Below are 24,492 nucleotides of genomic sequence, written 5' to 3'. Positions count from 1 at the left end.
TATTTCCATTCAGTTTTGAAGCCGTTTTCGCCGTACTGATTGGGTGTGCAATGCCTTAGTTAGCGCCGCGCTCCGTGTCAGTGAGGCGGCATTATAGGGAGGTTTGAGATCTTGGCAAGGGCTTTATTGCGGTTTTTTATCTAAAACAGGTTGTTCGTTCATTTTTCACACGAAACGCTGTTAAAGCGAACCAAAACGCTTTGAGAATTGCTTCACACGGTCCCAGTTGGTGTATTCCACCTCTTTACTAGAATCCGTTTCGCCGCCAGTCATCTTCATAATGAATTGAATCATGATGCGATCGAACAACCGGTAACGCGGGTAATAGAGTGCACCAGCGAATACATCTATTGTTTCTGGCTGCCACGGCGATAACTTGAGAAACTTCTGTACGTAGACACTTCCTTCTGGCGTGTCCTTTCCTGGCTTTCTCGCCGTGAGGTTTACACAGAAAAATGCAGCGTTAGAAGCTTTCAATGCAGAAAAATTATTATCAATAAAGCGGTAAAGCTTCTTATTAAAGTGCCCGTAGCGAATAGATGCGCCAATAAGTACCTTATCGTAATCCGCCAAATTCACATTTGGTATCTCATGCAAGTCCACCAGCTCACACTGATAGTCACCCGCTAATTCCTTTTCGATAAAGTGCAGGATCTTAACCGTCTGCCCTTCGCGGCTTGAATGAAGAAGAAGTGCCTTTTTCATATAAATTCCTATTAAACGCTAGCTGCGCCAAAATGTAGGGGTAAAGAGGACCAGTAACGTAAATACTTCAAGTCGCCCAAACAGCATCGACACAATCAAGACCCATTTAGCACTGCTATTCACATCACCAAAATGAACAGCTACCTCACCCAGACCCGGCCCCAAGTTATTCAATGTTGCTGCAACCGCGGAGAAAGCGGTTAATTCATCCATCCCCGTCGCAATCAATGCCAACATACAAAGCACAAACACCAATGCATAAGCGGAAAAGAATCCCCAAACAGCATCTACAACTTGTTGCGGCAGAGCCTTGCTTCCCACTTTAATGGTGTAAACCGCGCGAGGGTGAACCAATCGCTTTAATTCTCGAGACCCCTGAAGGGATAAAAGCAGAATACGGATTACCTTCATTCCACCTCCAGTAGAACCGGCGCATCCTCCAATAAAAGAGGAAAACAGAAGTAACACAGGGAGGAATAGTGGCCACTCAGCGAAACTGGTCGTGGTATATCCCGCGGTCGTTGAGATAGACACGGTCTGGAAAATAGCTTGGTTAAACGCCTCAAACTCTGAGTCATAGGTCCCATGATCCATCAACATGCCAAAAACAATCGCCAGTAAGATGATTTGGATAGCAACAAAGACCCTAAATTCAGGGTCTTTAAAGTAGAAGCCAGGATGTAGCTTACCGCTGGCAAACGCCGCAAAGTGCAAAGAGAAATTACATGCAGATATAAAGAGGAAGAAAACAGTAATGAAGTTGATTGCTGAGCTATTGAAGTAGCCCATACTCGCATCGTGCGTTGAGAAACCGCCAATAGCCACCGTCGAGAAACTATGACTAATGGCATCAAACACCGACATGCCAGCCAACCAATAGGCCGCAGCACACGATATCGTGAGCGCCAGATAGATATACCAGAGCGCCTTTGCTGTTTCAGCGATACGCGGCGTCATTTTACTGTCTTTAACTGGCCCAGGAATTTCAGCCCGATAAAGCTGCATGCCACCAATACCCAGCACAGGCAAAATAGCCACTGCCAGCACAATGATACCCATACCACCAAACCATTGCAGAAGCTGACGATAAAAGAGTACAGCTTTTGGCAAATCATCAAGGCCGACAATGACCGTCGCCCCCGTGGTTGTCAGTCCTGAGAAGGATTCAAAGAAAGCATCGGTCACGGACATATTGGGCTGCTCAGAGAGCATAAAGGGAATGGAACCCGCACTACCGATAACTGTCCAGAATAGAACAACAATAAGAAAGCCATCTCGAGCTTTTAGTTCATGCCGATAGCCTCTGTTTGGAAACCACAGCGAACCACCACCAGCAAGAAGTAGGAAGAAAGTGAGAACAAAAGGAAAACCTTCGCCATCACGATAGATAAATGCCACCACTGCTGGCGCCAGCATGGTGATACTAAATAGTGCCAGGAGAAGCCCGACGATTCGGATAATTGAACGAAATTGCATAGCCTAAGAGGGCTCAATCCTTGTATTCAGGTGTAGACCTGAATCATGAGTTATTATTTAGCCCGGCCACACTTACCTGACCACGAGTACGATTTACAATCTCACTCGCCATCTGATCGGCACTCCGTGCATCCACTTCCACTGTCATCAACACATTATGGCTGAATTCAGTACTAACCTGAACCGCGTTATGGGATGCCAATATAGATTCAATCAAGGCAATGTGAGTGTATTCACAGCTTAGTGTGAACTGAACCGTAATTGCCTTTTCATTTGTTGTCAGTATTGCGAGGGCTTGTTGAACCCCTCCGCCGTACGCTTTAACCAGCCCACCAGTACCTAACCTGATCCCACCATAATAGCGCGTAACCACTGCGGTGATCTCGCCAACTCCACTTCCTGTGAGCTGTGCAAGGATAGGTTTCCCCGCCGTTCCAGAGGGTTCACCATCATCACTAAACCCCCAACACATCGAATCTTCAGGACGACTTGCGACAAACGCCCAGCAGTTATGACGCGCATCGCCATGTTTGGCTTTAATTTCTGCCACAAAGGATTTTGCACTTTCAATGCCCGAGGTATGTGCAAGATAAGTGATAAAGCGGCTTTTTTTTATTTCCTCTTCCGACACCACCGCACTCGCAGGGATCAGATAAGGGGTGATATTCATTTCAAAGACCTATCATTGAAAAGGCGCGGGATTTTAACACAGTAACGTCCTTTCATTGCTAACTGCTTTTGTAGGACACCATACCCTCTCACGCGAGATGAGATATAGATCAAACACAAAATTCAAACAATCGTTTAACATTTTATTTGCCTTTTCGATTGGTGCGGCTCAGACTAGTGAAAGCTGGTCTTACCAGATCGAATCCCTACTTAACGGTAAACCAAATACCAGACGCAGAGCTGGCAATACGGAGATAGAACATGATTTACCAAGGTGACACTCTGTCCGTACGCTATCTGGAAGATGGCATCGCGGAACTCAACCTCGACGCACCAGGTTCCGTCAATAAGTTTGATCGTGCGACGCTAAAAAGCCTAGCGGATGCACTAAGCGCACTCGAATCAGAAACAGATGTACGTGGTCTTTTGCTGACATCCGCCAAGTCGACCTTCGTTGTCGGTGCAGACATCACTGAGTTCTTGGACATGTTTTCAAGCCCTGACGAAGATCTAGCACAATGGATTGCTGATGCAAACAGTGTCTTCTCAAGAATCGAAGATCTTCCCTTCCCGACCGTTTCTGTTATCGCCGGTTTTGCACTTGGCGGCGGTTGTGAATGTATCTTGTCGACAGATTTCCGTATCGCCGATACCACGGCGCGTATTGGTCTGCCTGAAACCAAGCTAGGCATCATCCCAGGATTTGGTGGCACCGTTCGTATGCCACGCCTCGTTGGTGCCGATACCGCCATGGAACTCATCACGGCAGGTAAAGAAAGCAAAGCCCCTGCTGCTCTCAAACTAGGCTTGGTTGATGCAGTCACCGCACCTGATGATTTACGTGATGCAGCTATACGACTCATTACACAAGCCATTGACGGCAAGCTCGATTGGGAAAAACGCCGCGAACAGAAAAAAGCGCCGCTTCAGCTTAACAAAATGGAAGCAACCATGAGCTTCACCATGGCGAAAGGTATGGTGGCGCGAGTTGCAGGCGCGCATTATCCCGCCCCAATGGCCGCCGTCCTTGCGATAGAAGAAGCATCCCGCGCAAATCGCGACGAAGCGCTACTGATTGAAAGCAAACACTTCGTCAAACTCGTAAAAGGTCCTGTAACCCAAGCTTTGGTTGGCCTGTTCCTTAACGACCAATTCCTAAAGTCTAAAGCCAAAAAAGCGGCGAAAGAAGGGAAAGAGACTCATCACGCCGCCGTATTGGGCGCGGGCATCATGGGTGGCGGCATTGCTTACCAATCCGCAAGTCGTGGCGTTCCGGTATTGATGAAAGACATTAGTCAATCATCGCTGGAGATGGGCATGAAGGAAGCCTCAAAACTACTCAACAAACAGCTAGAGCGTGGCCGTATTAATGGTTCAAAAATGGCAGACGTTCTTGCTTCTATTACGCCTAGCCTGCATTACGCGGGTATTGAGCAAGCTGACGTCATCGTAGAAGCTGTGGTCGAAAACCCGACAATCAAAGCCGCCGTCTTAAGTGAAGTTGAAAGCTTGATCAGCGAAGATGCCGTACTCACGTCGAACACCTCTACCATTCCTATCGATTTGCTCGCCAAATCGTTAAAGCGTCCAGAGAACTTCTGCGGTATGCACTTCTTCAACCCCGTTCACCACATGCCGTTGGTCGAAGTGATTCGCGGGAAAGACACGTCAGACGAAACCGTTTCTCGCGTTGTTGCTTACGCTGCCAAAATGGGCAAGAGCCCAGTCGTTGTTAACGATTGTCCGGGCTTCTTCGTCAACCGTGTACTGTTTCCGTACTTTGCCGGTTTTAGCTTATTGCTTCGTGATGGCGCTGACTTCACCAAGATAGATAAAGTGATGGAGAAGAAATTCGGTTGGCCAATGGGACCGGCATACCTGTTGGATGTGGTAGGCATTGATACCGCTCACCATGCCCAAGCGGTAATGGCAGAGGGTTTCCCAACGCGTATGGCGAAAGATTATCGCGACGGCGTTGACGTCATGTTCGAGCAACAACGTTTTGGGCAGAAAAACGGATTGGGTTTCTATCAATACTCGATAGATCGAAAAGGTAAACCAAAGAAAGACGTGGACGCGGAAGTATCGCCGTTGCTGTCTACCGTGGTTGGCAAAAACACAGATTATAGCGATGAAGAAATCATCAATCGCATGATGGTGCCCATGATCAATGAAGTCGTTCGCTGCCTAGAAGAAGGTATCATTGCCACTCCACAAGAAGCAGATATGGCACTGGTCTATGGCTTAGGTTTCCCTCCATTCCGTGGTGGTGTTTTCCGCTATCTGGATACGATTGGATTGGCAAATTACGTCGCAATGGCAGACAAACTGGCAGACCTTGGTCCGGCCTATGAAATACCACAAGGCCTTCGCGATAAAGCGACCCAAGGCGAAGGGTATTACGATGCCCAACGACAGTCAGCCTAACCCATACGGATCAAGATTAAGAGGGAAACACCATGAAAAACGTCGTGATTGTCGATTGTATTCGAACCCCAATGGGTCGCTCAAAAGGCGGCGCATACCGTAATGTTCGTGCGGAAGATTTATCTGCGCACCTAATGCAATCTCTTCTAGCCCGAAACCCACAACTCGACCCCACCGAGATTGAAGACATCTATTGGGGTTGTGTGCAACAAACCCTAGAGCAAGGTTTCAACATTGCTCGAAATGCTGCGCTGCTGGCAGGCATTCCGCATTCGGTTGCCGCAACAACCGTCAATCGTCTTTGTGGTTCATCCATGCAAGCCCTGCATGATGCCACACGTGCCATCATGGTCGGTGATGCCAATGTTTGCTTGATTGGTGGTGTTGAACATATGGGTCATGTCCCAATGACCCACGGTGTTGATTTCCATCCAGGGATGTCAAAGTCCGTTGCCAAAGCCGCAGGCATGATGGGTTTGACTGCAGAAATGCTTGGCCGCATTCATGGCATTAGCCGCGAGCAGCAAGATGAGTTCGCCGCACGTTCACATCGACGTGCTTATGCAGCTACACTCGAAGGCCGCTTTAAAAATGAAATCATGCCGACCGAAGGCCATGATGACAAAGGCGGTTTGATTCTGATGGAAAACGACGAAGTTATCCGCCCTGCGACAACGGTTGAAACCCTTTCGGGTCTGCGCCCAGTGTTTGATCCGGTAAATGGTACCGTCACAGCAGGTACATCTTCGGCTCTATCAGACGGCGCTGCCGCCATGTTGGTGATGAGCGAAGAGAGAGCCAAGGCACTCGGTTTGCCAATTCGTGCACGTATTCGCTCAATGGCAGTCGCTGGTTGCGATCCGTCTATCATGGGATACGGTCCTGTTCCTGCTAGCCACAAAGCATTAAAGCGTGCTGGTGTAACCATTGACGATATCGGCATGGTTGAACTAAACGAAGCCTTTGCTGCGCAATCATTGCCATGTGCCAAAGATCTCGGCCTACTCGACAAGGTCGATGAGAAAGTGAACCTCAATGGCGGTGCCATTGCGCTCGGTCACCCGCTCGGCTGCTCTGGGGCGCGGATCTCGACTACGCTTATCAATCTAATGGAACACAATGATGTAGAAATGGGCCTTGCGACCATGTGCATCGGTTTGGGTCAAGGCATCGCGACTGTTTTCGAACGCGTCTAAACGCCACCCTCACCAAACACAAAAAGCCGGGGAAATTTCTCCGGCTTTTCTATTTCTCATTCTGTCTTTTTGTTATATATGCACTGAACGCATAGATAAGATGAGTTAGTTTCATTATTTTCATGGCCTATTTGGTTCTACACTGTAGGCATATTGATAACCTTCTATTTTTCTTCCCCTTTCCGGAGGACTCGCCATGTTTAAGGCACTTGTACTAGAGCAAGCAGACAAAGTTACCACCGCATCGATTCAACAACTTGATGTCAGCCAACTACCTGAAGGCGACGTGCTTATCGACGTCGACTATTCATCGCTGAACTACAAAGATGGCCTTGCGATCACAGGTAAAGGGCGAATCGTCCGCGATTTCCCTATGGTGCCGGGCGTTGATCTAACCGGCACTGTTGCCGAATCATCAGACACTCGCTATACCGTCGGTCAAAAAGTCGTTCTCACCGGATGGGGTGTAGGTGAAGGCCATTGGGGCGGAATGGCGCAGAAAGCGCGTTTAAATGCTGATTGGTTGGTGCCTCTTCCAGAAGCATTGTCTGGCGATCAAGCCATGAAAATTGGTACAGCAGGCCTTACTGCCATGTTGTGTGTTCAAGCCCTTCAAGATGCCGGTATTACACCTGAAAAAGGTGAGATATTGGTAACTGGCGCAAGTGGTGGCGTAGGCTCAGTTGCTGTTACTCTGCTTGGCGTACTTGGTTATCAAGTAGCGGCAGTAACAGGTCGTGCTAGTGAAAACGGTGAGTGGCTGAAATCACTAGGTGCATCACGCATTGCAGAACGCAGTGAGTTTGATGAACCAGCTCGTCCGCTGGAAAAACAACTATGGGCAGGTGCCATTGATACCGTCGGAAGCAAGATGCTGGCAAAAGTATTGGCGCAAACTCACTATGACGGCGCTGTTGCAGCTTGTGGTTTGGCAGGCGGCTTCGATCTCCCTACAACCGTGATGCCATTCATTCTACGTGGTGTAAAACTGTTGGGTGTGGACTCGGTTAACGCACCATATGAGCGTCGCCAAAAAGCATGGAAGCGCATCGCCGAATTGCTTCCAGCAAGTTATTACGACCAAGGCTGCCGCGAAATTTCACTCGAAGAAGTTGCAGAGGCAGCAGAAGCGATCACCCTCGGTCAGATCACCGGACGCGTCGTGATTAAGCTGTAATACCCTTTCCATACAAAAAAACGGAGCCTAGTGCTCCGTTTTTTTTTCTACGTTTACCCCAAGCCCATATCTTTTATCCGACTAGATATCAGCCTGCCGCACTCTTCTTTAATCAAATTCCGCAGCCAGATCTGAGAAGCCGAATGATCCGATCTTGGGTGCCAGATCAACGAATAATCAAAAGGTTTAAATTCAAACGGTAAAGGCTTGATCACCAGATCATGCTTATCCCCCACCAAATAGGCTAGATCAGCGGGCACCGTAATAATCAAAGGAAGGCTATCAAGCATAGCGATAGCCGCTTCAAGATGATAAGCGCGAAGTGCGAGTTTTGGCGCTGGATGACCACGCAATGCAGTATCAATCAGAGCTTTTACACCATCACTGATGGCAATCACTGCATGTGGGTAGGATAAGTAGTCATCCAATGTCAGTGTTTTATCCGCCAATGGATGATGCTTTGCTACTAAGCAAAACACACTCACCAAGCCGAGGGTGTCAGATTGTAATGGGTCTACTCTGCCTGTTGGACGGCAGATAGCCATATCACAGCCATCGGTAGTCAATTGACGCACCAACTGTTCATGGTGAAGCGGTGCAAACTCTAGCGACAAACCCGGCGCTTCTTCGTAAATACGCGGCAAAGCAAATGGCAAGATAGTTTGCATTGCATAATCCGTCGTCGCAATTTTAAATTTTTGCGCGCATTTAGCCGGGTCAAATTCTTCAGGGGATAGCACGGTTCGCAGCGCATCTAATGGCACGGTCAACGATTGATTAAGCTCTAGCGCTTTCTGCGTGGGTATAAGCTGCTGACCGTGTCTTGTAAACAGCGGATCATTCGTTAAGTTTCTTAAGCGCCCCAGTACTCGACTCATCGCAGACTGACTCAAGCTCAAACGAATAGCCGCTTTGCTTACGCTTCCTTCTTCAAGCAGCACGCGAAGCGCGATAAGCAAGTTAAGGTCACGGCGATAGATATCTTCAAGTTCCATAGGCAGCCTAACAAATGGTATGTTTAGCGATTATACCTGACCAACGCGTTGATATCGGTAAATGTGGTGGTAAGCTTTGCCAGAAAACACCATGAAGCGCTGAGTGATACCGAGATTATTTATTGCCTATCGTTTCTGCACGATTGCTAAAGCAAGAGGCAAAAGTAACAGGTAAAAAAATCCCGCATTAAAGCGGGGAAGCCCAAGAAAACTGGGTAGTGAGTGTAGTCGATGAGTGAGTTAGCCAAGCTGCTTCGCTTTGCTCAGTAATATCGAGCACCTTCGTTAACAACTTGTTAATTAATCTACACAGGTTTTTTACAATTCCAAGCCCTGTTGATTATTTGTTCTTCATAAGTATGATCAGGTCGATGTTTTTTGTGTGACGCGAGAAAATGAATTCAGAATTTGGAAGTCCGGATCACCTTTTAGACGCAGAAGGTCTGCGCTGTCCTGAACCTGTCATGATGGTCAGGAAGACAATCCGTAATATGTCTGACGGTGAAACGTTGCTGGTGACCGCAGATGACCCGTCTACCACTCGTGATATCCCAAGCTTTTGTCGCTTTATGGATCACACACTGATTGCACAAGAATCAGATACGCTCCCTTACCGATATCTGATCCGCAAAGGTTTGTAGCAAATATCACGAAACGCCCATAAAAAAGGCAGCCATTGGCTGCCTTTTTTCTGTTTGTCAGTAGGGTGGCGTCTGTTGAACATCGCTGATTTTTTGCCTTAACAAGGCGTTCTCATGTTCGAGCTCTCGAATCGCCTTTTTCAAGGGAAACACATAGCGAACACGTATCATTGCATCAACCGATAAGTAAGTGGTTACTATGGCACCAACAACCATGGGTAGCCACATGTCTGTTAAAACCATACCCAGGATATTCAAGACTAATGCAACGTGAAACAGCCATAACTGGCTTTTGGGGCTGATCACTTGAAACCTGTCCATAACATGCTCCTCAATCACCATTTAACCTGTTTCAAATTACCATTAAACATGCAATTTGATTGTCGAAAGACTCACATATTCCATTACTGTTCTGTGTCTACCCCATTGCGTATGTGGTTATTGCAAGCACAGCAAACAGACCCGCCGTAACATACCGTACGACATTTAGTGGCAATGCATTGGCGGCTTTTTTACCCAGAAGCACGACTGGCACATTAGCCAGTAACATTCCGAGAGTTGTACCAATCACCACCATTGTCAGCGCATCGCTATTTTGTGCCCCTAACACTGTGGTCACCACCTGGGTTTTGTCACCAATTTCAGCGATAAAAAAAGCAATAAAGCTGGCCACAAACGGACCCCTACTGGATGGGTTTTCATCATCATCCAGTTTATCCGGGATCAAAATCCAAAGTGCCATTACCGCAAAACTCGCGATCAGCACCCAACGCAATACGTCCGGCGTTAAATAGTCTGCCACAACAACACCTAACCAAGCGGCTATGGCGTGGTTCAACAAGGTGGCAAACAAAATGGCAAGAATGATAGGTACAGGTTTACGGTAACGGCTTGCTAATAGCAGTGAAAGGAGTTGTGTTTTATCACCAATTTCCGCCAATGCGACAGTGGTGATAGAGATTGCTAGAACGCTCATACTGTCTTCCGGGGCAGGGTTTATTATCGATAACCATGACAGATCTCACGCCCCGCCCGGTTCGTGTGATGTGTCATTGGTCTCGTCAAACCTACGTTGTCGTATGTCGCCATTACCATGAAGATGGGCTTCAAATATGTTGATAATGGCCTCGCTGGCGCGAGAGACTACTCCCCAAGAGCGCGCGCATTCTATCGTCAAATCATTCAAAAACTCAATGCCCTAAATTTCTCCCTTTCGAGTTCCGTCGCTCCTATAACGTTAGACGGACAAAAAACCGCCATCAGCGCTACTTATCCCTCGTTTAGCGCGTTATAATCTCGTGTTATTTTCCATTCATTTACATAACCGCGCGAACCTGACGATGCATAAATTCGACGTTAAAACTTTTCAGGGCATGATCCTCGCGCTGCAGGATTACTGGGCCCAACAAGGTTGTACTATCGTACAACCTCTCGACATGGAGGTAGGTGCTGGCACCTCTCATCCAATGACTTGTCTGCGTGCTATCGGCCCCGAGCCAATTGCAGCAGCCTATGTTCAACCTTCACGTCGTCCGACTGATGGCCGTTACGGTGAAAACCCTAACCGTCTGCAACACTATTATCAGTTCCAAACCATCATGAAGCCGTCTCCTGACAATATTCAGGAGCTGTACTTGGGTTCGTTACGTGTTTTGGGCATTGATCCAGAAGTACATGATATCCGCTTCGTAGAAGACAACTGGGAAAACCCGACATTGGGTGCCTGGGGTCTTGGTTGGGAAGTGTGGCTGAACGGCATGGAAGTGACACAGTTTACTTACTTCCAACAAGTTGGCGGCCTAGAGTGTAAGCCTGTTACAGGTGAAATCACCTACGGCATAGAGCGTTTGGCGATGTACATTCAAGATGTAGATTCTGTCTACGATCTGATTTGGACAGATGGCCCATTTGGCAAAGTCACGTATGGCGACATCTTCCATCAAAATGAAGTTGAACAATCGACGTATAACTTTGAACACGCTGATGTGGACTTCCTGTTCATTTACTTCGACCAGTGCGAAAAAGAATGTAAAACCCTGCTTGAGCTTGAGAAGCCACTGCCGCTTCCTGCCTATGAGCGCATTCTAAAAGCGGGTCATGCATTCAACCTTCTCGACGCACGCAAGGCCATCTCGGTGACTGAGCGTCAGCGTTACATCCTACGAATTCGCAACCTGACTAAAGCTGTTGCTGAAGCGTATTACGCCTCTCGTGAAGCGCTTGGCTTCCCGATGCTGAAAAAGGATGAGGAGAAGTAAAATGGCAAAGAATTTCCTGATTGAGTTAGGTACTGAAGAGTTACCACCAACACAACTTCGTACACTGGCAGAAGCCTTTGCAGCGAATTTTGAGCAAGAGCTTAAAGACGCTGAACTGACGCACGAAGGCGTTACGTGGTTTGCCTCTCCTCGCCGCTTGGCATTGAAAGTGGCAGCGCTGGCTGAGCAACAAGCTGACAAGCAAGTTGAAAAGCGTGGCCCTGCCGTTTCTGCGGCATTCGATGCCGAAGGAAACGCGACCAAAGCCGCTCAAGGCTGGGCGCGTGGTTGTGGAATTACCGCTGACCAAGCCGAACGTCTGAAAACTGACAAAGGCGAATGGCTGCTGTTCAAACAAGACGTGAAAGGCCAAGACACTAAATCTATCGTGGTAGCACTGGCTGATAAGGCACTGGCTAACCTGCCTATCGCCAAGCCAATGCGTTGGGGTGACAAAGACACCCAGTTCATCCGTCCGGTTAAAACCCTAACCATTCTGCTCGACAACGAATTGATCGAAGGCAGCATTATGGGAGTGGCGTCGAGCCGCACTATCCGCGGTCACCGTTTTATGGGTGAAGCGGAGTTCACCATCGACAATGCCGATCAGTACCCAGAGATTTTGGAGACGCGCGGTAAAGTCATGGCGGACTACGACAAACGTAAAGCCATCATCATTGCCGATGCAAAGAAAGCCGCAGAATTAGTGGGTGGTATCGCCGACCTCGAAGATGACTTGGTCGAAGAAGTCACCTCCTTGGTTGAGTGGCCAGTAGTGCTGACTGCAACCTTCGAAGAAGAATTTTTGAAGGTTCCAGCTGAAGCATTGGTTTACACCATGAAAGGCGATCAGAAGTACTTCCCTGTTTATAGCGAAGACAAGCAACTGCTGCCGAACTTTATCTTCGTCTCAAACATCGAATCGAAAGAACCTCGTCATGTTATCGAAGGTAATGAGAAAGTCGTTCGCCCTCGCCTCGCTGACGCAGAATTCTTCTTTAATACTGACCGCAAACGCCCTTTGATTGATCGCCTGCCACAACTGGAAACCGCTATTTTCCAGAAGCAGCTTGGTACCATTAAAGACAAGACTGACCGCATCACTGAGCTTGCTGGCTACATCGCTGACAAGATTGGCGCCGATGTCGAAAAAGCGCAGCGCGCAGGCCTGCTGTCTAAGTGTGACTTGATGACCTCAATGGTCTTTGAGTTTACCGAGACACAAGGCGTGATGGGTATGCACTATGCGCGTCATGACGGTGAAGCTGAAGAAGTTGCAGTTGCGCTGAACGAGCAATACATGCCGCGTTTTGCTGGCGATGATCTGCCAAGCGATGGTGTGTCTGCCGCAGTATCTATGGCAGATAAGCTTGATACCCTTGTTGGTATTTTCGGTATTGGACAAGCGCCTAAAGGATCTGACCCGTTTGCACTTCGCCGTGCTTCACTGGGTGTGCTTCGTATTATCGTTGAGTACGGTTACGGTCTCGATCTGGTCGACCTTGTGGCGAAAGCAAAGTCTCTTTTTGAAAAAGAAGACGGAAGCACCCGCCTGACTAACGACAACGTTGAGTCTGAGGTTATCGACTTCATGCTGGGTCGTTTCCGCGCCTGGTATCAAGATGAAGGTCATAGCGTTGATGTAATTCAAGCTGTTCTTGCTAGACGCCCAACGCAACCGGCTGACTTTGACCAGCGCGTTAAGGCCGTGACTCACTTCCGTTCACTGGAAGCTGCTGAGTCTTTGGCTGCTGCAAACAAGCGTGTTGGTAACATCCTCGCGAAATTTGACGGTGAGCTACCCGCGTCTATCAATGCAAACCTTCTAGTAGAAGATGCAGAGAAGGCATTGGCTGAAAAAGTCACTGCATTGGTTAACGACCTAGCGCCGATGTTTGCTGCTGGTGACTACCAAACGGCGCTGACACAATTGGCTGACCTTCGCGAGCCTGTCGATAACTTCTTTGATAACGTGATGGTAATGGCAGAAGATGAAGCGCTTAAAGCGAACCGTCTTGCTTTGCTAAGTACCTTACGTAGTCAATTTATGAATGTTGCTGACATCTCTTTACTGCAGAAATAGACGAAAAACAGATTAAGTCGCTGCACAAGTTAGTCGATTTAATACGCTAATCTAGCCCCGCTCTCGCGGGGCTTTTTTCTATCTATCGCACATCAACACTTTCGTTTCACATTCAATGTTCCACGTGAAACATTACCACCGAGAAGTCCACGGCCGAATGATACTCATCGCTTCATATCCTCGATAAAACTCAGCCAAATTTGCACGTTCATTTTGTGCACTGATTACTGTATGTTGACTGCTATAACACAAGGATTGAATTGATATAACGAAAGGTCTTACAGGTATGCAGTTTTCAACTTTCGGGACAAAATTTTCCCAACACTCAGGTATAACCCAGTTGATGGATGACCTGAACGACGGCCTAAGAAACCCTGATGCCATTATGCTAGGTGGCGGAAACCCAGCCGCTATTCCTGAGATGATTGAGCATTTCGAACAACTCAGCCAAAAAATGCTAGAAGATGGGTCGCTTGTTGCTGCCCTCTCTAATTATGATGGCCCGCAGGGAAAGACTGAGTTTATCGCAGCGCTGGCTGAGCTTCTCAATAAGACGTTTGGTTGGCAGATAAGCAGCAAAAATATCATGCTCACTAACGGCAGCCAGTGTGCATTTTTCTACTTGTTCAATCTGTTCGGTGGTAAATATGATGATGGTAGCTTTAAGAAGATACTTCTGCCTCTGACACCTGAATATATTGGCTATGCCGATGCTGGTTTAGACCCTGATATTTTTACGAGCCTAAAACCGACTATCGAGTACCTAGACAATCGCCAGTTTAAGTACCATGTCGATTTTTCAGCACTTGAGATCGATGATTCGATCAGTGCGATATGCGCCTCACGTCCAACGAATCCAACAGGAAACGTGCTCACAGACGAAGAAATAGAAGAGCTTGATAAGCTTGCCCGTAAGCACAACATTCCGCTTATCATCGACAATGCTTATGGTGTTCCTTTCCCAAACATCATCTTTGAAGATGTTAAGCCGTTTTGGAATGACAACACCATATTATGCTCAAGCCTATCTAAACTCGGACTGCCCGGTGTGCGTTGTGGCATCATCATCGCGAACGAAGAGACCATCACAGCATTAACCAACATCAATGGTATTGTGAGCCTATCTCCGTGTGGTGTTGGCCCAGCACTCGCACTAGAAATGATCAAGTCTGGTGATCTACTGCGTCTGAGTAAGGATGTAATAAAGCCCTTCTATCATGCAAAAGCATTGAGAAGTATCGAACTACTTCAACAAGCAATACCCGACCCAAGGTTCAAAATTCATAAACCCGAAGGCGCGATTTTCCTATGGCTATGGTTTGAAGGTTTACCAATCACAACCAAAGAATTGTATCGCCGATTAAAGGAACGTGGCTTACTTATTGTACCTGGGGAATACTTCTTTATCGGATCAGAAATTGATTGGAGCCATACTCACGAGTGCTTGCGAATGAACTATGTTCAGGATGATGAGAAGATACAGCGTGGGGTAGAAATCCTAAAAGAAGAGATTGAAAAAGCATATAGCGAATCCTAACCCAAGGTGATGTTTCACGTGGAACAATTAATCTTCAATTGATACCATCAGATGTTCTGAATACATAGCCCGCCAATCGTGCGGGCATTTTATTGTTTCAAACCCTGTCTATCTTTGGCCCTCGCTCAATGAAACATCGATGAACACAGAACCCCCATCAAGTCTCATCAATCATTTAGCCAAAACACGATTAGAATATAAATATCATGAAGTGATAGAAGATGCCTTTCTTACACAATTTCACTCGAATGTAGATGTCCAAACATTCAGAATGAAGTTATATCTATATTTTTCATGTACTTGCATCACCACATAACGCTACGCAAAAAAAACGCCGCATAAGCAGCGTTAGGTACTCAGATTTTACGTAGCTCGACGTGTCTACACGTCCAAATTGGCCACTTTAAGCGCATTGTTTTCAATAAATGCACGACGTGGTTCAACGTGGTCACCCATCAGGGTAGTGAACAATTCATCCGCGGCAACTGCATCTTGAATCGTTACACGCAACATACGGCGTGACTCTGGATCCATCGTGGTTTCCCAAAGCTGATCAGGGTTCATCTCACCCAAACCTTTATAGCGTTGACGAGAAAGACCTCGGTTCGATTCTTTAATAAGCCATGCAAGTGCGTCAGCAAAACTCTTAACCGGCTGCTTACGTTCGCCACGTTGAATGTACGCTGTGTCATCAAGCAGACCATCAAGCGCTTCTGCCAAATCAGCAATACGTCCGTACTCTTTTGAATTGAGTAGGTCATAACTGATCAGATACTCATGAACAACACCATGGGTACGAACGACCAGCTCTGGTTGGTAGGCGTTGCGCTCTTCGTCAAATTTAACCACTGAGCTGTATTGGCTTTCACCCGACGAATTCTTATTCAGTACTGCAGCGATTTTTTCAATCCATGCTTGTACCGCTGACTCGTCTTGCAATGAATCAACAGGTAAACGCGGTTGGTAAACCAACTCATTCAACAAGGCTGATGGGTAACGACGTGACATACGTGCGATTAGTTTCATCACGCCATTGTATTGCTTGATCAGTGACTCAAGAGCGACACCGCCAAGTGCAGGCGCATCTTGGTTAACATACAAAGACGCATTTTCAAGCGCCAGCGCAACTTGATATTGCTCCATCGCCTCATCATCTTTGATGTACTGCTCTTGCTTGCCCTTCTTCACTTTGTAAAGTGGCGGCTGAGCAATATAGATGTAACCACGCTCAATCAGCTCAGGCATCTGGCGATAGAAGAAGGTTAACAGTAGCGTACGGATGTGCGACCCATCGACATCGGCATCGGTCATGATGATGATGCTGTGATAACGCAGCTTATCTGGGTTGTATTCATCGCGACCAATACCACAGCCCATGGCCGTGATGAGTGTGGTCACTTCTTGAGAAGAAAGCATTTTGTCGAAACGTGCTTTCTCAACGTTCAAGATCTTACCTTTCAGAGGCAAGATAGCTTGGTTCTTACGGTTACGTCCCTGCTTGGCTGAACCGCCAGCAGAGTCCCCTTCCACAATATATAGTTCAGAAAGTGCAGGGTCTTTTTCTTGGCAATCAGCAAGCTTACCTGGCAAGCCACCCAGATCTAACGCGCCCTTACGGCGAGTCATTTCACGTGCTTTACGCGCGGCTTCACGAGCACGAGCTGCATCAATGATTTTGCTACAGACAATCTTGGCGTCTTGTGGGCTTTCAATTAGGAATTCACCCAATTTCTCGTTCATTGCCGACTCAACCGCTGACTTCACTTCAGAAGACACCAGTTTGTCTTTGGTCTGGCTAGAGAATTTAGGATCAGGCACTTTTACCGAAACAACCGCAGTCAAACCTTCACGCGCATCGTCTCCAGACGTCGCGGCATTGGCTTTTTTCGAGTAGCCTTCTTTTTCCATGTAGCTATTAAGCGTACGGGTCAGCGCTGCTCGGAAACCGGCAAGGTGAGTACCACCATCACGCTGAGGAATATTATTCGTAAAGCAGTAGATATTCTCTTGGAAGCCATCGTTCCACTGCATTGAAACTTCAACCGTCACACCATCTTCACGCTCATGTTCGAAATGAAACACAGATGGGTGAATTGGCGTCTTGTTGCGGTTCAAGTGCTCTACGAATGCGCGAATACCACCTTCATAGGTAAAGTGATCATGCTTGTCTTCTTCACGCTCATCGTTCAAACGAATTGATACGCCAGAGTTCAAGAATGACAGTTCGCGTAAGCGTTTAGCCAGAATGTCATAATGGAAGAGAAGATCAGTAAAGGTTTGGTCACTTGGCCAGAAACGGATGCGAGTTCCCGTTTCGTCCGTATCACCAATTGGCGCTAATGGTGCTTGTGGCACACCATGAACGTAAATTTGCTGATAAATATGTCCATGACGCCAAATGGTCAACTCAAGCTTTTCAGACAGTGCATTAACCACTGACACGCCCACGCCGTGAAGACCGCCTGATACCTTGTAAGAGTTGTCATCGAACTTACCACCCGCGTGAAGTACCGTCATGATAACTTCAGCCGCTGACACGCCTTCTTCTTCATGGATATCGACAGGAATACCGCGACCATCATCTTTAACGGATACTGAACCATCTTCATGGATAGTTACCGAAATATCGCTACAGTGACCAGCGAGAGCTTCATCGATAGAGTTATCGACGACCTCAAAGACCATGTGGTGCAAACCGGTACCGTCGTCAGTATCACCGATATACATCCCCGGACGCTTTCTTACCGCATCCAGACCCTTGAGTACCTTGATACTCGATGAATCGTAATTGTTGGACATTGAGTTACTCTCGCTTATTTTATTCTGCGGCTATTTTACCGTGTTCCACATGAAACATCTTACTATTTTCGTCGCACATTTCAGCGACCTGATCGGCACTAATGGCACTAACAAATACCTGAGCACCTGTGGCCTTTAACTGCGCGGCCAAGAGCGCCCGACGCTGACTATCCAGCTCCGACGCAAAGTCATCTATCAAATAAATACATTGCTTACCTTTGTCTTCGGTAAGCTGTTGCCCTTGCGCCAGACGCAAGGCGCATACCATCAGTTTTAGCTGCCCTCGAGAGAGCACATCTTCCACTGGCGTATTATTTATACGCAGGCGTAAATCAGACTTATGTGGACCACTGACGGTATAACCGAGTTGTTGATCGCGAAGGAAGTTATCTTTCAGCAATTCAGCATAATCGGTGTCTTTGTCCCAGCCTCGTGTATAACTCAGCTTAATTTCATATTCAGGCAAAAAAGCCTGACACAATGTCGATGCGCGTTCAGCCAACTTACTAATGTACTCGCGTCGCCACTGATCAATTTGATTCGCTAGTGGTGCCAACTCGGCATCCCAATAACTCAGCTCGCGATAGCTTCTTGCTGTTTTTAATAGCGCATTGCGCTGCTTAGTCAACCGTTTAACACGAGACCAAACAGGGTAAAACTGAGGTTCCACATGGAACACGCCCCAATCGATAAACGACCGACGAAACTTAGGGCCACCAGTCAGCAACTCAAACCCTTCAGGGGTGATAAGTTGCATCGGTAGCACTTCAGCCAACTGAACCAGCTTTTGCCCTTTTTCTTCGCCGATTTTCACATCGGTAGAACCGTCACGATATTTTTGAAGCCCTACGGGCAACAAGGCATCGGTATCGGGATTGGTAACACGACCGTGCACGACCAATCTATCTTGCTGATATCGGATAACACGTCCCGTTAACGGACTGCGAAAAGAGCGACCATGACCAAGGTAATACACCGCCTCTAGTACACTGGTTTTTCCGCTGCCATTAGGACCAACAAGAAAATTGAAGCCTGATGACAGGCTAAGGTCACAGGCTTCAATATTTCTCAGATCATGAATAGATAATCTGGACAGTGCCATATTAAAGACGGATCGGCATCACCACGTACATGGCATCATCACGGCTAGCATCTTCAACCAGCGTACTCGCGGTTCCATCTGTCATTGAGAAACGCACTTGCTCGCACTTCAGCGTGTTGAGTACATCAATCACATAACTAACGTTAAAGCCGATCTCGAGATCGTCGCCCTGGTAATTCACATCCACGAACTCTTCCGCTTCTTCCTGCTCAGGGTTATGCGCAGAAATGCGTAGTTGCCCGTTACTTAAATTAAGACGAACACCTCGAAATTTCTCATTCGACAAAATGGCGGCACGAGACAGCGCTTGACGTAGTTCGTCACAATCCGCTTCCATCGTTTTGTTTGATGATTGCGGCAACACGCGTCTGTAATCAGGGAAACGGCCATCAACCAACTTAGAGGTGAAGATAAACTGATTCACCTGAGCACGAATGTTTGCACTACCAATCTGGATGGTAACGGGCGCTTCCGGCTGATCAAGAAGACGCATCAACTCTGTCACCCCTTTACGAGGGACAATAACTTGCTGATTTTCGAGCTCGCTTTCCAGTGCAGTGATACCGACAGCCATACGGTGACCATCTGTCGCGACTGAGCGCAATGTTGTGCCATCCGTTTCCAATAACATGCCGTTTAGGAAGTAACGTACATCCTGATTAGCCATGGAAAACGAGGTGCTTTCAATCAACTGACGCAACTTGCCTTGCTCAACAGTGAATTCGACACTGCTCTGCCAATCTTCAATGTTAGGGAAATCAGAGGCAGGTAGGGTTGATAAAGTAAAACGACTGCGCCCTGAACGGATAACAGCGCGGTCACCTTCCACCAAGAAGTTAATCGGCGCGCTATCTGGTAAGCCGCGACAGATGTCGAGGAACTTACGGGAAGGTACTGTCACTGCACCATCTTCTGATTCGCCATCTAGCGAAATCGCAGCAATCAATTCTACTTCCAAATCAGTACAAGTCATCGACAACTGGCCGGACTGTACTTTCAATAGAATGTTGCCAAGGATCGGCAGCGTTGGACGTCCCCCTAGCGCACCAGAGACCTGTTGCAAGGGTTTCAAAAATTGGTCACGAGTAATAATAAATTTCATATTAAGACGACAGAGTCCGGATCAAGTTTGAGTAATCTTCTTTTATATCGTGGCTTTCTTCGCGCAGCTGTTCAATCTTTCGGCACGCATGAAGTACCGTAGTATGATCTCGGCCACCAAATGCATCACCAATTTCAGGAAGACTGTGGTTTGTCAGCTCTTTCGACAAGGCCATCGCGACCTGACGAGGACGTGCAACAGAGCGACTGCGACGTTTGGATAATAAATCCGCCATCTTGATTTTATAATACTCAGCGACTGTCTTCTGAATATTATCGATGGTAACGAGCTTTTCTTGCAAAGCCAGCAAATCACGTAGGGCTTCACGAACAAAATCAATGGTGATGGCACGACCGGTGAAGTTAGCATTCGCTATCACGCGGTTAAGCGCACCTTCGAGCTCACGAACATTAGACCGCAGACGTTTGGCAATAAAGAACGCCACTTCATCAGGCAGACGAATGTTATGCCCTTCCGCTTTCTTCATCAAAATCGCCACGCGTGTTTCTAATTCTGGCGGCTCAATCGCAACGGTCAAACCCCAACCAAAGCGGGACTTTAACCTGTCTTCTACCCCATTGATCTCTTTAGGGTAACGATCAGACGTCAGAATGATTTGCTGGTTGCCTTCGAGAAGCGCATTAAAGGTGTGGAAAAACTCTTCCTGAGAACGCTCTTTATTGGCAAAAAATTGGATGTCATCAATCAGCAACGCATCAACACTGCGGTAGTAGCGCTTAAATTCTTCAATCTGATTATTTTGTAGTGCTTTCACCATATCTTGAACAAAACGTTCTGAGTGCATGTAAACCACACGTGCATCTGCCTTGCGATCGCTAATGGCATTACCCACCGCGTGCAACAAGTGCGTTTTACCCAAGCCTGTACCGCCATATAGGAAAAGCGGGTTGTACGCAGCGCCAGGGTTATCAGCCACTTGGCGAGCTGCCGCCAGTGCTAATTGGTTAGATTTACCTTCAACAAAGTTGGTGAACTTGTGTTTAGGGTTAACATTTGAGCGATGGTTAGCGTCAGATTGAACCGGTGAAGGCGCAGGCTCCCAAGTACGGCCTACGCTAGGTCTTGCGACGGGTGCAGCTGGCACGGGGGCAACAGGCTGACTCGGTCGTGTCACGGATGCGACAGGTTTACTGCCGACTTCAAAGCGCAGCATGGGCACGTCATTACCGCAAAACTCATTCAATAACTGATTGATACTATTCAGGTATTTATCGCGAACCCAATCTAAAACGAAACGATTTGGCGCGAACAAAGTCAAGGTATTGTCATTTAACTCCGCCTGAAGCGGTCGAACCCACATGCTGAATTCTGTTGCAGGGAGATCCTCTTGAAGGCGCTGAAGGCACTGCAACCAAAGCGAAGATGACACGTCTGACTCCACACTTGATAAAAGAAAAGGGAAGCAATTTTATACTTCTACGACGAGGATCGCTAGCGAGAAGATCCCTTTTGCAGTGAATAAGATCTAAGTTATACACACAGATCGCACATTTAACTCGCCGATCAACACAGTTGACCCCCTACTTACTCACAGAATTATGCAAAAGTGGAATAAATGGGCAAAGATCCTATCTTCTAAATAACGCCGTGTACCACTGTGAATCTCGGTTGATCTCTTCTATATAGATCACGCTAAAAAAGTTATGCCCGAGTTATACCTTTATTACCTCGCGAACATCACAGCTAACACACAGAATAAAGTGGATAAGATCGATAAAGGATCCTTGCGATTAACAGATGACCACGTATAATTGCGCGCCCGGAGTGTTGTAAAACCATTCGTGGTTTTACGATTGACTATAACTCAGTCAATGTTTACAATCCGCCCTCTTTGTTGAGAGGCGTCGGACTTTGTCCCACGTCGGGTTAACAAACCTAAAAACTGATCAGTAATTTAAGGTAGAAACCATGAAACGCACTTTTCAACCTTCAGTTCTAAAGCGTAAGCGCACTCACGGTTTCCGTGCGCGCATGGCAACTAAGAACGGTCGTAAGGTAATCGCCGCTCGCCGTGCGAAAGGCCGTAGCAAGCTTTCAAAATAATCTTTATTGATTAGTGAATAAGCTAGCTTTTTCTCGGGAGTTACGTCTGTTAACTCCCGAACATTTCAACTCTGTCTTCCAGCAACCTCATCGCGCTGGCTCGCCACACTTAACTATACTTGCCCGCAAAAACACTCTTGACCGTCCACGTTTAGGTCAGGCTGTGCCAAAAAAACAAATCAAACTTGCCGTTGACCGTAATCGCTTTAAGCGTCTCGTTCGCGAAAGTTTTCGTCTGCGTCAGCACTCGCTGCCAGCGAAGGATTTTGTTGTGATCGCAAAGAAAAGTGCTAACGAGCTCAGTAACGAAGAATTGAGAATGCTGCTCGATAAGTTATGGCAACGTTTATCTCAACCACCGCGAAAAAAATAGTCGTAGGGCTGTTTCGCGGGTACCAACTCCTCATTAGCCCACTGCTAGGGCCTCGCTGTCGGTTCACGCCGACATGCTCACAATATGCCATAGAAGCGGTCAACCATCACGGTGTTGCAAAAGGGTGTTGGTTAGCGAGCAAACGTTTATTAAAATGCCATCCTCTTAATCATGGTGGGTACGATCCTGTGCCCCCGCGTCATCCTAACAATCGAGACAATTAGCAATGGATTCTCAACGTAATATCCTGTTGATTGCCCTTATGTTTGTTTCATTCATGTTGTATCTCAACTGGAACGAAACTAACAACCCTCAACCACAGGGTCAGGGCGTAACACAGCAAGCACAACACAGTGGTGATGTACCTGCCGGCTCAGATGCGTCTCAGCCTCTGACGCAGGATTCCGTCTCTAACAAGCTTATCACCCTCCATAGTGACGTGCTGACGCTGACCGTTGACACACAAGGCGGTGACATTGTCCGTGCCGAGTTGAACAAGTATGACGCGGAATTTGATTCGAAAGACAAGTTCCTACTACTGAAAAATCAGCCTAATCATGTTTTCGTTGCTCAAAGTGGCCTAATTGGTCCTGACGGTATCGACACCCTTAAAGGTCGCGCTGAATTCACCACAAACGGCACTGATTTCTCTATGGCCAACGGCCAAGATGAATTGCGTGTACCGATGACAGTGGTGAAAGATGGCATTACTTACACCAAAACATTCATCCTGAAACGCGGCAACTACGCAGTTGATGTTGATTACACTATCGACAACAAAAGCGATAAAGCAGCCACGGTTCAAATGTATGCTCAGCTGAAACAAAATCTGATGGATGACGGTGGTAGTTTGACCATGCCGACATACACAGGTGGCGCGTATTCAGCCGATGACACCAAATACAAAAAATACAGCTTCGATGATATGCAGGATAAGAACCTTAACCTGACTATCTCTAAAGACGGCTGGGCCGCCATGATGCAACACTACTTTGTTGCCGCTTGGATACCTCATGCTGACGGTGATGCAAACTTGTATACCCGTACCAGCGATGGTCAAGGCTTTATCGGTGTTCGCTATCCAACCACCACCATTGCACCAGGTACAACAACCACCATGGATGCAACATTGTGGGTAGGTCCTAAACTTCAGGACCAAATGGAAGCCACCGCGCCGAATCTTAATCTTACCGTTGATTATGGTTGGTTATGGTTCATTGCGAGCCCGCTGCATTGGTTACTCGCAACCATCTACGGCTTTGTTGGTAACTGGGGTGTTGCGATCATCATCCTGACGTTTATCGTCCGCGGTGCCATGTACCCGCTGACCAAAGCGCAGTACACCTCAATGGCAAAAATGCGTATGCTGCAGCCAAAATTGGCTGAGATGCGTGAGCGCATTGGTGATGACCGCCAACGCATGAGCCAAGAGATGATGGAGCTGTATAAGAAGGAAAAAGTTAACCCGTTGGGTGGCTGTCTTCCACTTATCCTGCAAATGCCAATCTTCATCGCGCTTTATTGGGCGTTAATGGAATCTGTAGAACTGCGTCATGCTCCGTTCATGCTGTGGATTCAAGATTTGTCGGCGCCAGATCCATACTATGTGCTGCCACTTCTAATGGGTGCATCTATGTTCCTGATTCAGAAGATGAGCCCTAGTACAGTAACGGATCCAATGCAGCAGAAGATAATGACGTTCATGCCTGTCATGTTCACCGTTTTCTTCCTGTGGTTCCCTGCAGGTCTTGTTCTGTACTGGCTGGTGTCGAACGTCGTGACACTTATCCAGCAAACGTTGATCTATCGTGCGCTCGAGAAGAAAGGCCTTCACAGCCGTAAGTAGTGGTAACGAATGATGACAAGGCGGCCATTGGCCGCCTTTCTT

At 47.4% G+C, this 24,492-nt stretch carries 21 protein-coding genes; 11 read left to right on the top strand and 10 right to left on the bottom strand.

All coding sequences use genetic code 11. The features are described from left to right. Positions 1-180 precede the first annotated feature (180 nt). From hemG to A1OO_RS22600, 3 genes are read right to left on the bottom strand one after another with little or no spacing between them, the layout of a single operon-like run. Positions 181-705 (bottom strand): menaquinone-dependent protoporphyrinogen IX dehydrogenase, encoded by a 525-nt coding sequence (gene hemG, locus A1OO_RS22610; protein ID WP_017005044.1) that lies wholly within the window; start codon positions 703-705, stop codon positions 181-183. 18 nt (positions 706-723) lie between these two features. Beyond that, a complete protein-coding gene (locus A1OO_RS22605; RefSeq protein ID WP_016961772.1) occupies positions 724-2,181 on the bottom strand; it encodes a TrkH family potassium uptake protein in 1,458 nt (485 codons plus the stop codon). Between the two features lie 43 nt (positions 2,182-2,224). Then, positions 2,225-2,851, bottom strand: coding sequence for a YigZ family protein (locus A1OO_RS22600; RefSeq protein ID WP_016961773.1), 627 nt, complete (start codon positions 2,849-2,851; stop codon positions 2,225-2,227). A 260-nt stretch (positions 2,852-3,111) separates the two neighbouring features. Here A1OO_RS22600 and fadB point away from each other — a divergent pair, with 260 nt between their 5' ends. The 3 genes from fadB to A1OO_RS22585 all read left to right on the top strand — a co-directional run bounded on the left by fadB (position 3,112) and on the right by A1OO_RS22585 (position 7,650). Further along, positions 3,112-5,277, top strand: a complete 2,166-nt coding sequence (gene fadB, locus A1OO_RS22595) for a fatty acid oxidation complex subunit alpha FadB (RefSeq protein ID WP_016961774.1) — start codon at positions 3,112-3,114, stop codon at positions 5,275-5,277. 32 nt (positions 5,278-5,309) lie between these two features. Beyond that, positions 5,310-6,473: an acetyl-CoA C-acyltransferase FadA gene (gene fadA / locus A1OO_RS22590; protein ID WP_016961775.1), complete on the top strand. Its 1,164-nt coding sequence runs from the start codon at positions 5,310-5,312 to the stop codon at positions 6,471-6,473. 196 nt (positions 6,474-6,669) lie between these two features. Continuing rightward, complete coding sequence (locus A1OO_RS22585; RefSeq protein WP_016961776.1) at positions 6,670-7,650, top strand: MDR family oxidoreductase; 981 nt, start codon at positions 6,670-6,672, stop codon at positions 7,648-7,650. A 53-nt stretch (positions 7,651-7,703) separates the two neighbouring features. On the opposite strand, the gene A1OO_RS22580 is transcribed toward A1OO_RS22585, so the two are convergent. Further along, a complete protein-coding gene (locus A1OO_RS22580) occupies positions 7,704-8,645 on the bottom strand; it encodes a LysR family transcriptional regulator (RefSeq protein WP_017005043.1) in 942 nt (313 codons plus the stop codon). A 395-nt stretch (positions 8,646-9,040) separates the two neighbouring features. Here A1OO_RS22580 and tusA point away from each other — a divergent pair, with 395 nt between their 5' ends. Then, on the top strand, positions 9,041-9,286 hold the full coding sequence (gene tusA / locus A1OO_RS22575) for a sulfurtransferase TusA (RefSeq protein ID WP_026024078.1): 246 nt from the start codon (positions 9,041-9,043) through the stop codon (positions 9,284-9,286). 57 nt (positions 9,287-9,343) lie between these two features. Here tusA and A1OO_RS22570 read toward each other — a convergent pair whose 3' ends face one another. Then, a complete protein-coding gene (locus A1OO_RS22570; RefSeq protein ID WP_017005042.1) occupies positions 9,344-9,607 on the bottom strand; it encodes a hypothetical protein in 264 nt (87 codons plus the stop codon). Positions 9,608-9,704: 97 nt separating this feature from the next. Next, the gene (locus A1OO_RS22565; RefSeq protein ID WP_017005041.1) at positions 9,705-10,262 is read right to left on the bottom strand and encodes a TMEM165/GDT1 family protein; all 558 of its coding nucleotides are present in this window, start codon (positions 10,260-10,262) and stop codon (positions 9,705-9,707) included. Positions 10,263-10,626: 364 nt separating this feature from the next. On the opposite strand from A1OO_RS22565, the gene glyQ reads away from it, so the two are divergent. The 3 genes from glyQ (at position 10,627) to A1OO_RS22550 (ending at position 15,164) form a co-directional block, all read left to right on the top strand. Further along, positions 10,627-11,544, top strand: coding sequence for a glycine--tRNA ligase subunit alpha (glyQ, locus tag A1OO_RS22560; RefSeq protein ID WP_016961795.1), 918 nt, complete (start codon positions 10,627-10,629; stop codon positions 11,542-11,544). Position 11,545: 1 nt separating this feature from the next. Next, complete coding sequence (gene glyS / locus A1OO_RS22555; protein ID WP_017005040.1) at positions 11,546-13,627, top strand: glycine--tRNA ligase subunit beta; 2,082 nt, start codon at positions 11,546-11,548, stop codon at positions 13,625-13,627. 286 nt (positions 13,628-13,913) lie between these two features. Further along, a complete protein-coding gene (locus tag A1OO_RS22550; RefSeq protein ID WP_017005039.1) occupies positions 13,914-15,164 on the top strand; it encodes a valine--pyruvate transaminase in 1,251 nt (416 codons plus the stop codon). 381 nt (positions 15,165-15,545) lie between these two features. Here the strand turns inward: A1OO_RS22550 and gyrB are convergent, their stop codons facing one another. From gyrB to dnaA, 4 genes are read right to left on the bottom strand one after another with little or no spacing between them, the layout of a single operon-like run. Next, positions 15,546-17,963, bottom strand: coding sequence for a DNA topoisomerase (ATP-hydrolyzing) subunit B (gene gyrB, locus A1OO_RS22545; RefSeq protein WP_026024077.1), 2,418 nt, complete (start codon positions 17,961-17,963; stop codon positions 15,546-15,548). Between the two features lie 19 nt (positions 17,964-17,982). Beyond that, entirely contained in the window at positions 17,983-19,065 is a 1,083-nt protein-coding gene (gene recF, locus A1OO_RS22540; protein ID WP_016961799.1) for a DNA replication/repair protein RecF, read from the bottom strand. Between the two features lies 1 nt (position 19,066). Continuing rightward, complete coding sequence (gene dnaN / locus A1OO_RS22535) at positions 19,067-20,167, bottom strand: DNA polymerase III subunit beta (RefSeq protein ID WP_016961800.1); 1,101 nt, start codon at positions 20,165-20,167, stop codon at positions 19,067-19,069. Position 20,168: 1 nt separating this feature from the next. After that, entirely contained in the window at positions 20,169-21,557 is a 1,389-nt protein-coding gene (dnaA, locus tag A1OO_RS22530; protein ID WP_016961801.1) for a chromosomal replication initiator protein DnaA, read from the bottom strand. Positions 21,558-22,096: 539 nt separating this feature from the next. Here dnaA and rpmH point away from each other — a divergent pair. The 4 genes from rpmH to yidC are packed head-to-tail and all read left to right on the top strand — an operon-like array spanning position 22,097 to position 24,450. After that, on the top strand, positions 22,097-22,231 hold the full coding sequence (rpmH, locus tag A1OO_RS22525; protein ID WP_002540783.1) for a 50S ribosomal protein L34: 135 nt from the start codon (positions 22,097-22,099) through the stop codon (positions 22,229-22,231). A 13-nt stretch (positions 22,232-22,244) separates the two neighbouring features. Next, positions 22,245-22,604 carry a ribonuclease P protein component gene (rnpA, locus tag A1OO_RS22520; protein ID WP_026024076.1) on the top strand — a complete coding sequence of 120 codons (360 nt, stop codon included), beginning with the start codon at positions 22,245-22,247 and terminating at the stop codon, positions 22,602-22,604. Further along, complete coding sequence (yidD, locus tag A1OO_RS23180; protein ID WP_083248064.1) at positions 22,568-22,828, top strand: membrane protein insertion efficiency factor YidD; 261 nt, start codon at positions 22,568-22,570, stop codon at positions 22,826-22,828. The genes rnpA and yidD overlap by 37 nt, the downstream gene beginning before the upstream one ends. Before the next feature lie 2 nt (positions 22,829-22,830). Then, positions 22,831-24,450 (top strand): membrane protein insertase YidC, encoded by a 1,620-nt coding sequence (gene yidC / locus A1OO_RS22515; RefSeq protein WP_016961803.1) that lies wholly within the window; start codon positions 22,831-22,833, stop codon positions 24,448-24,450. The last annotated feature ends 42 nt before the right edge of the window (positions 24,451-24,492 follow it).

The organism is Enterovibrio norvegicus FF-33, from assembly GCF_000286835.2.
Lineage (GTDB): Bacteria > Pseudomonadota > Gammaproteobacteria > Enterobacterales > Vibrionaceae > Enterovibrio > Enterovibrio norvegicus_A.
This window is presented reverse-complemented; position numbering and strand designations above follow the sequence as displayed.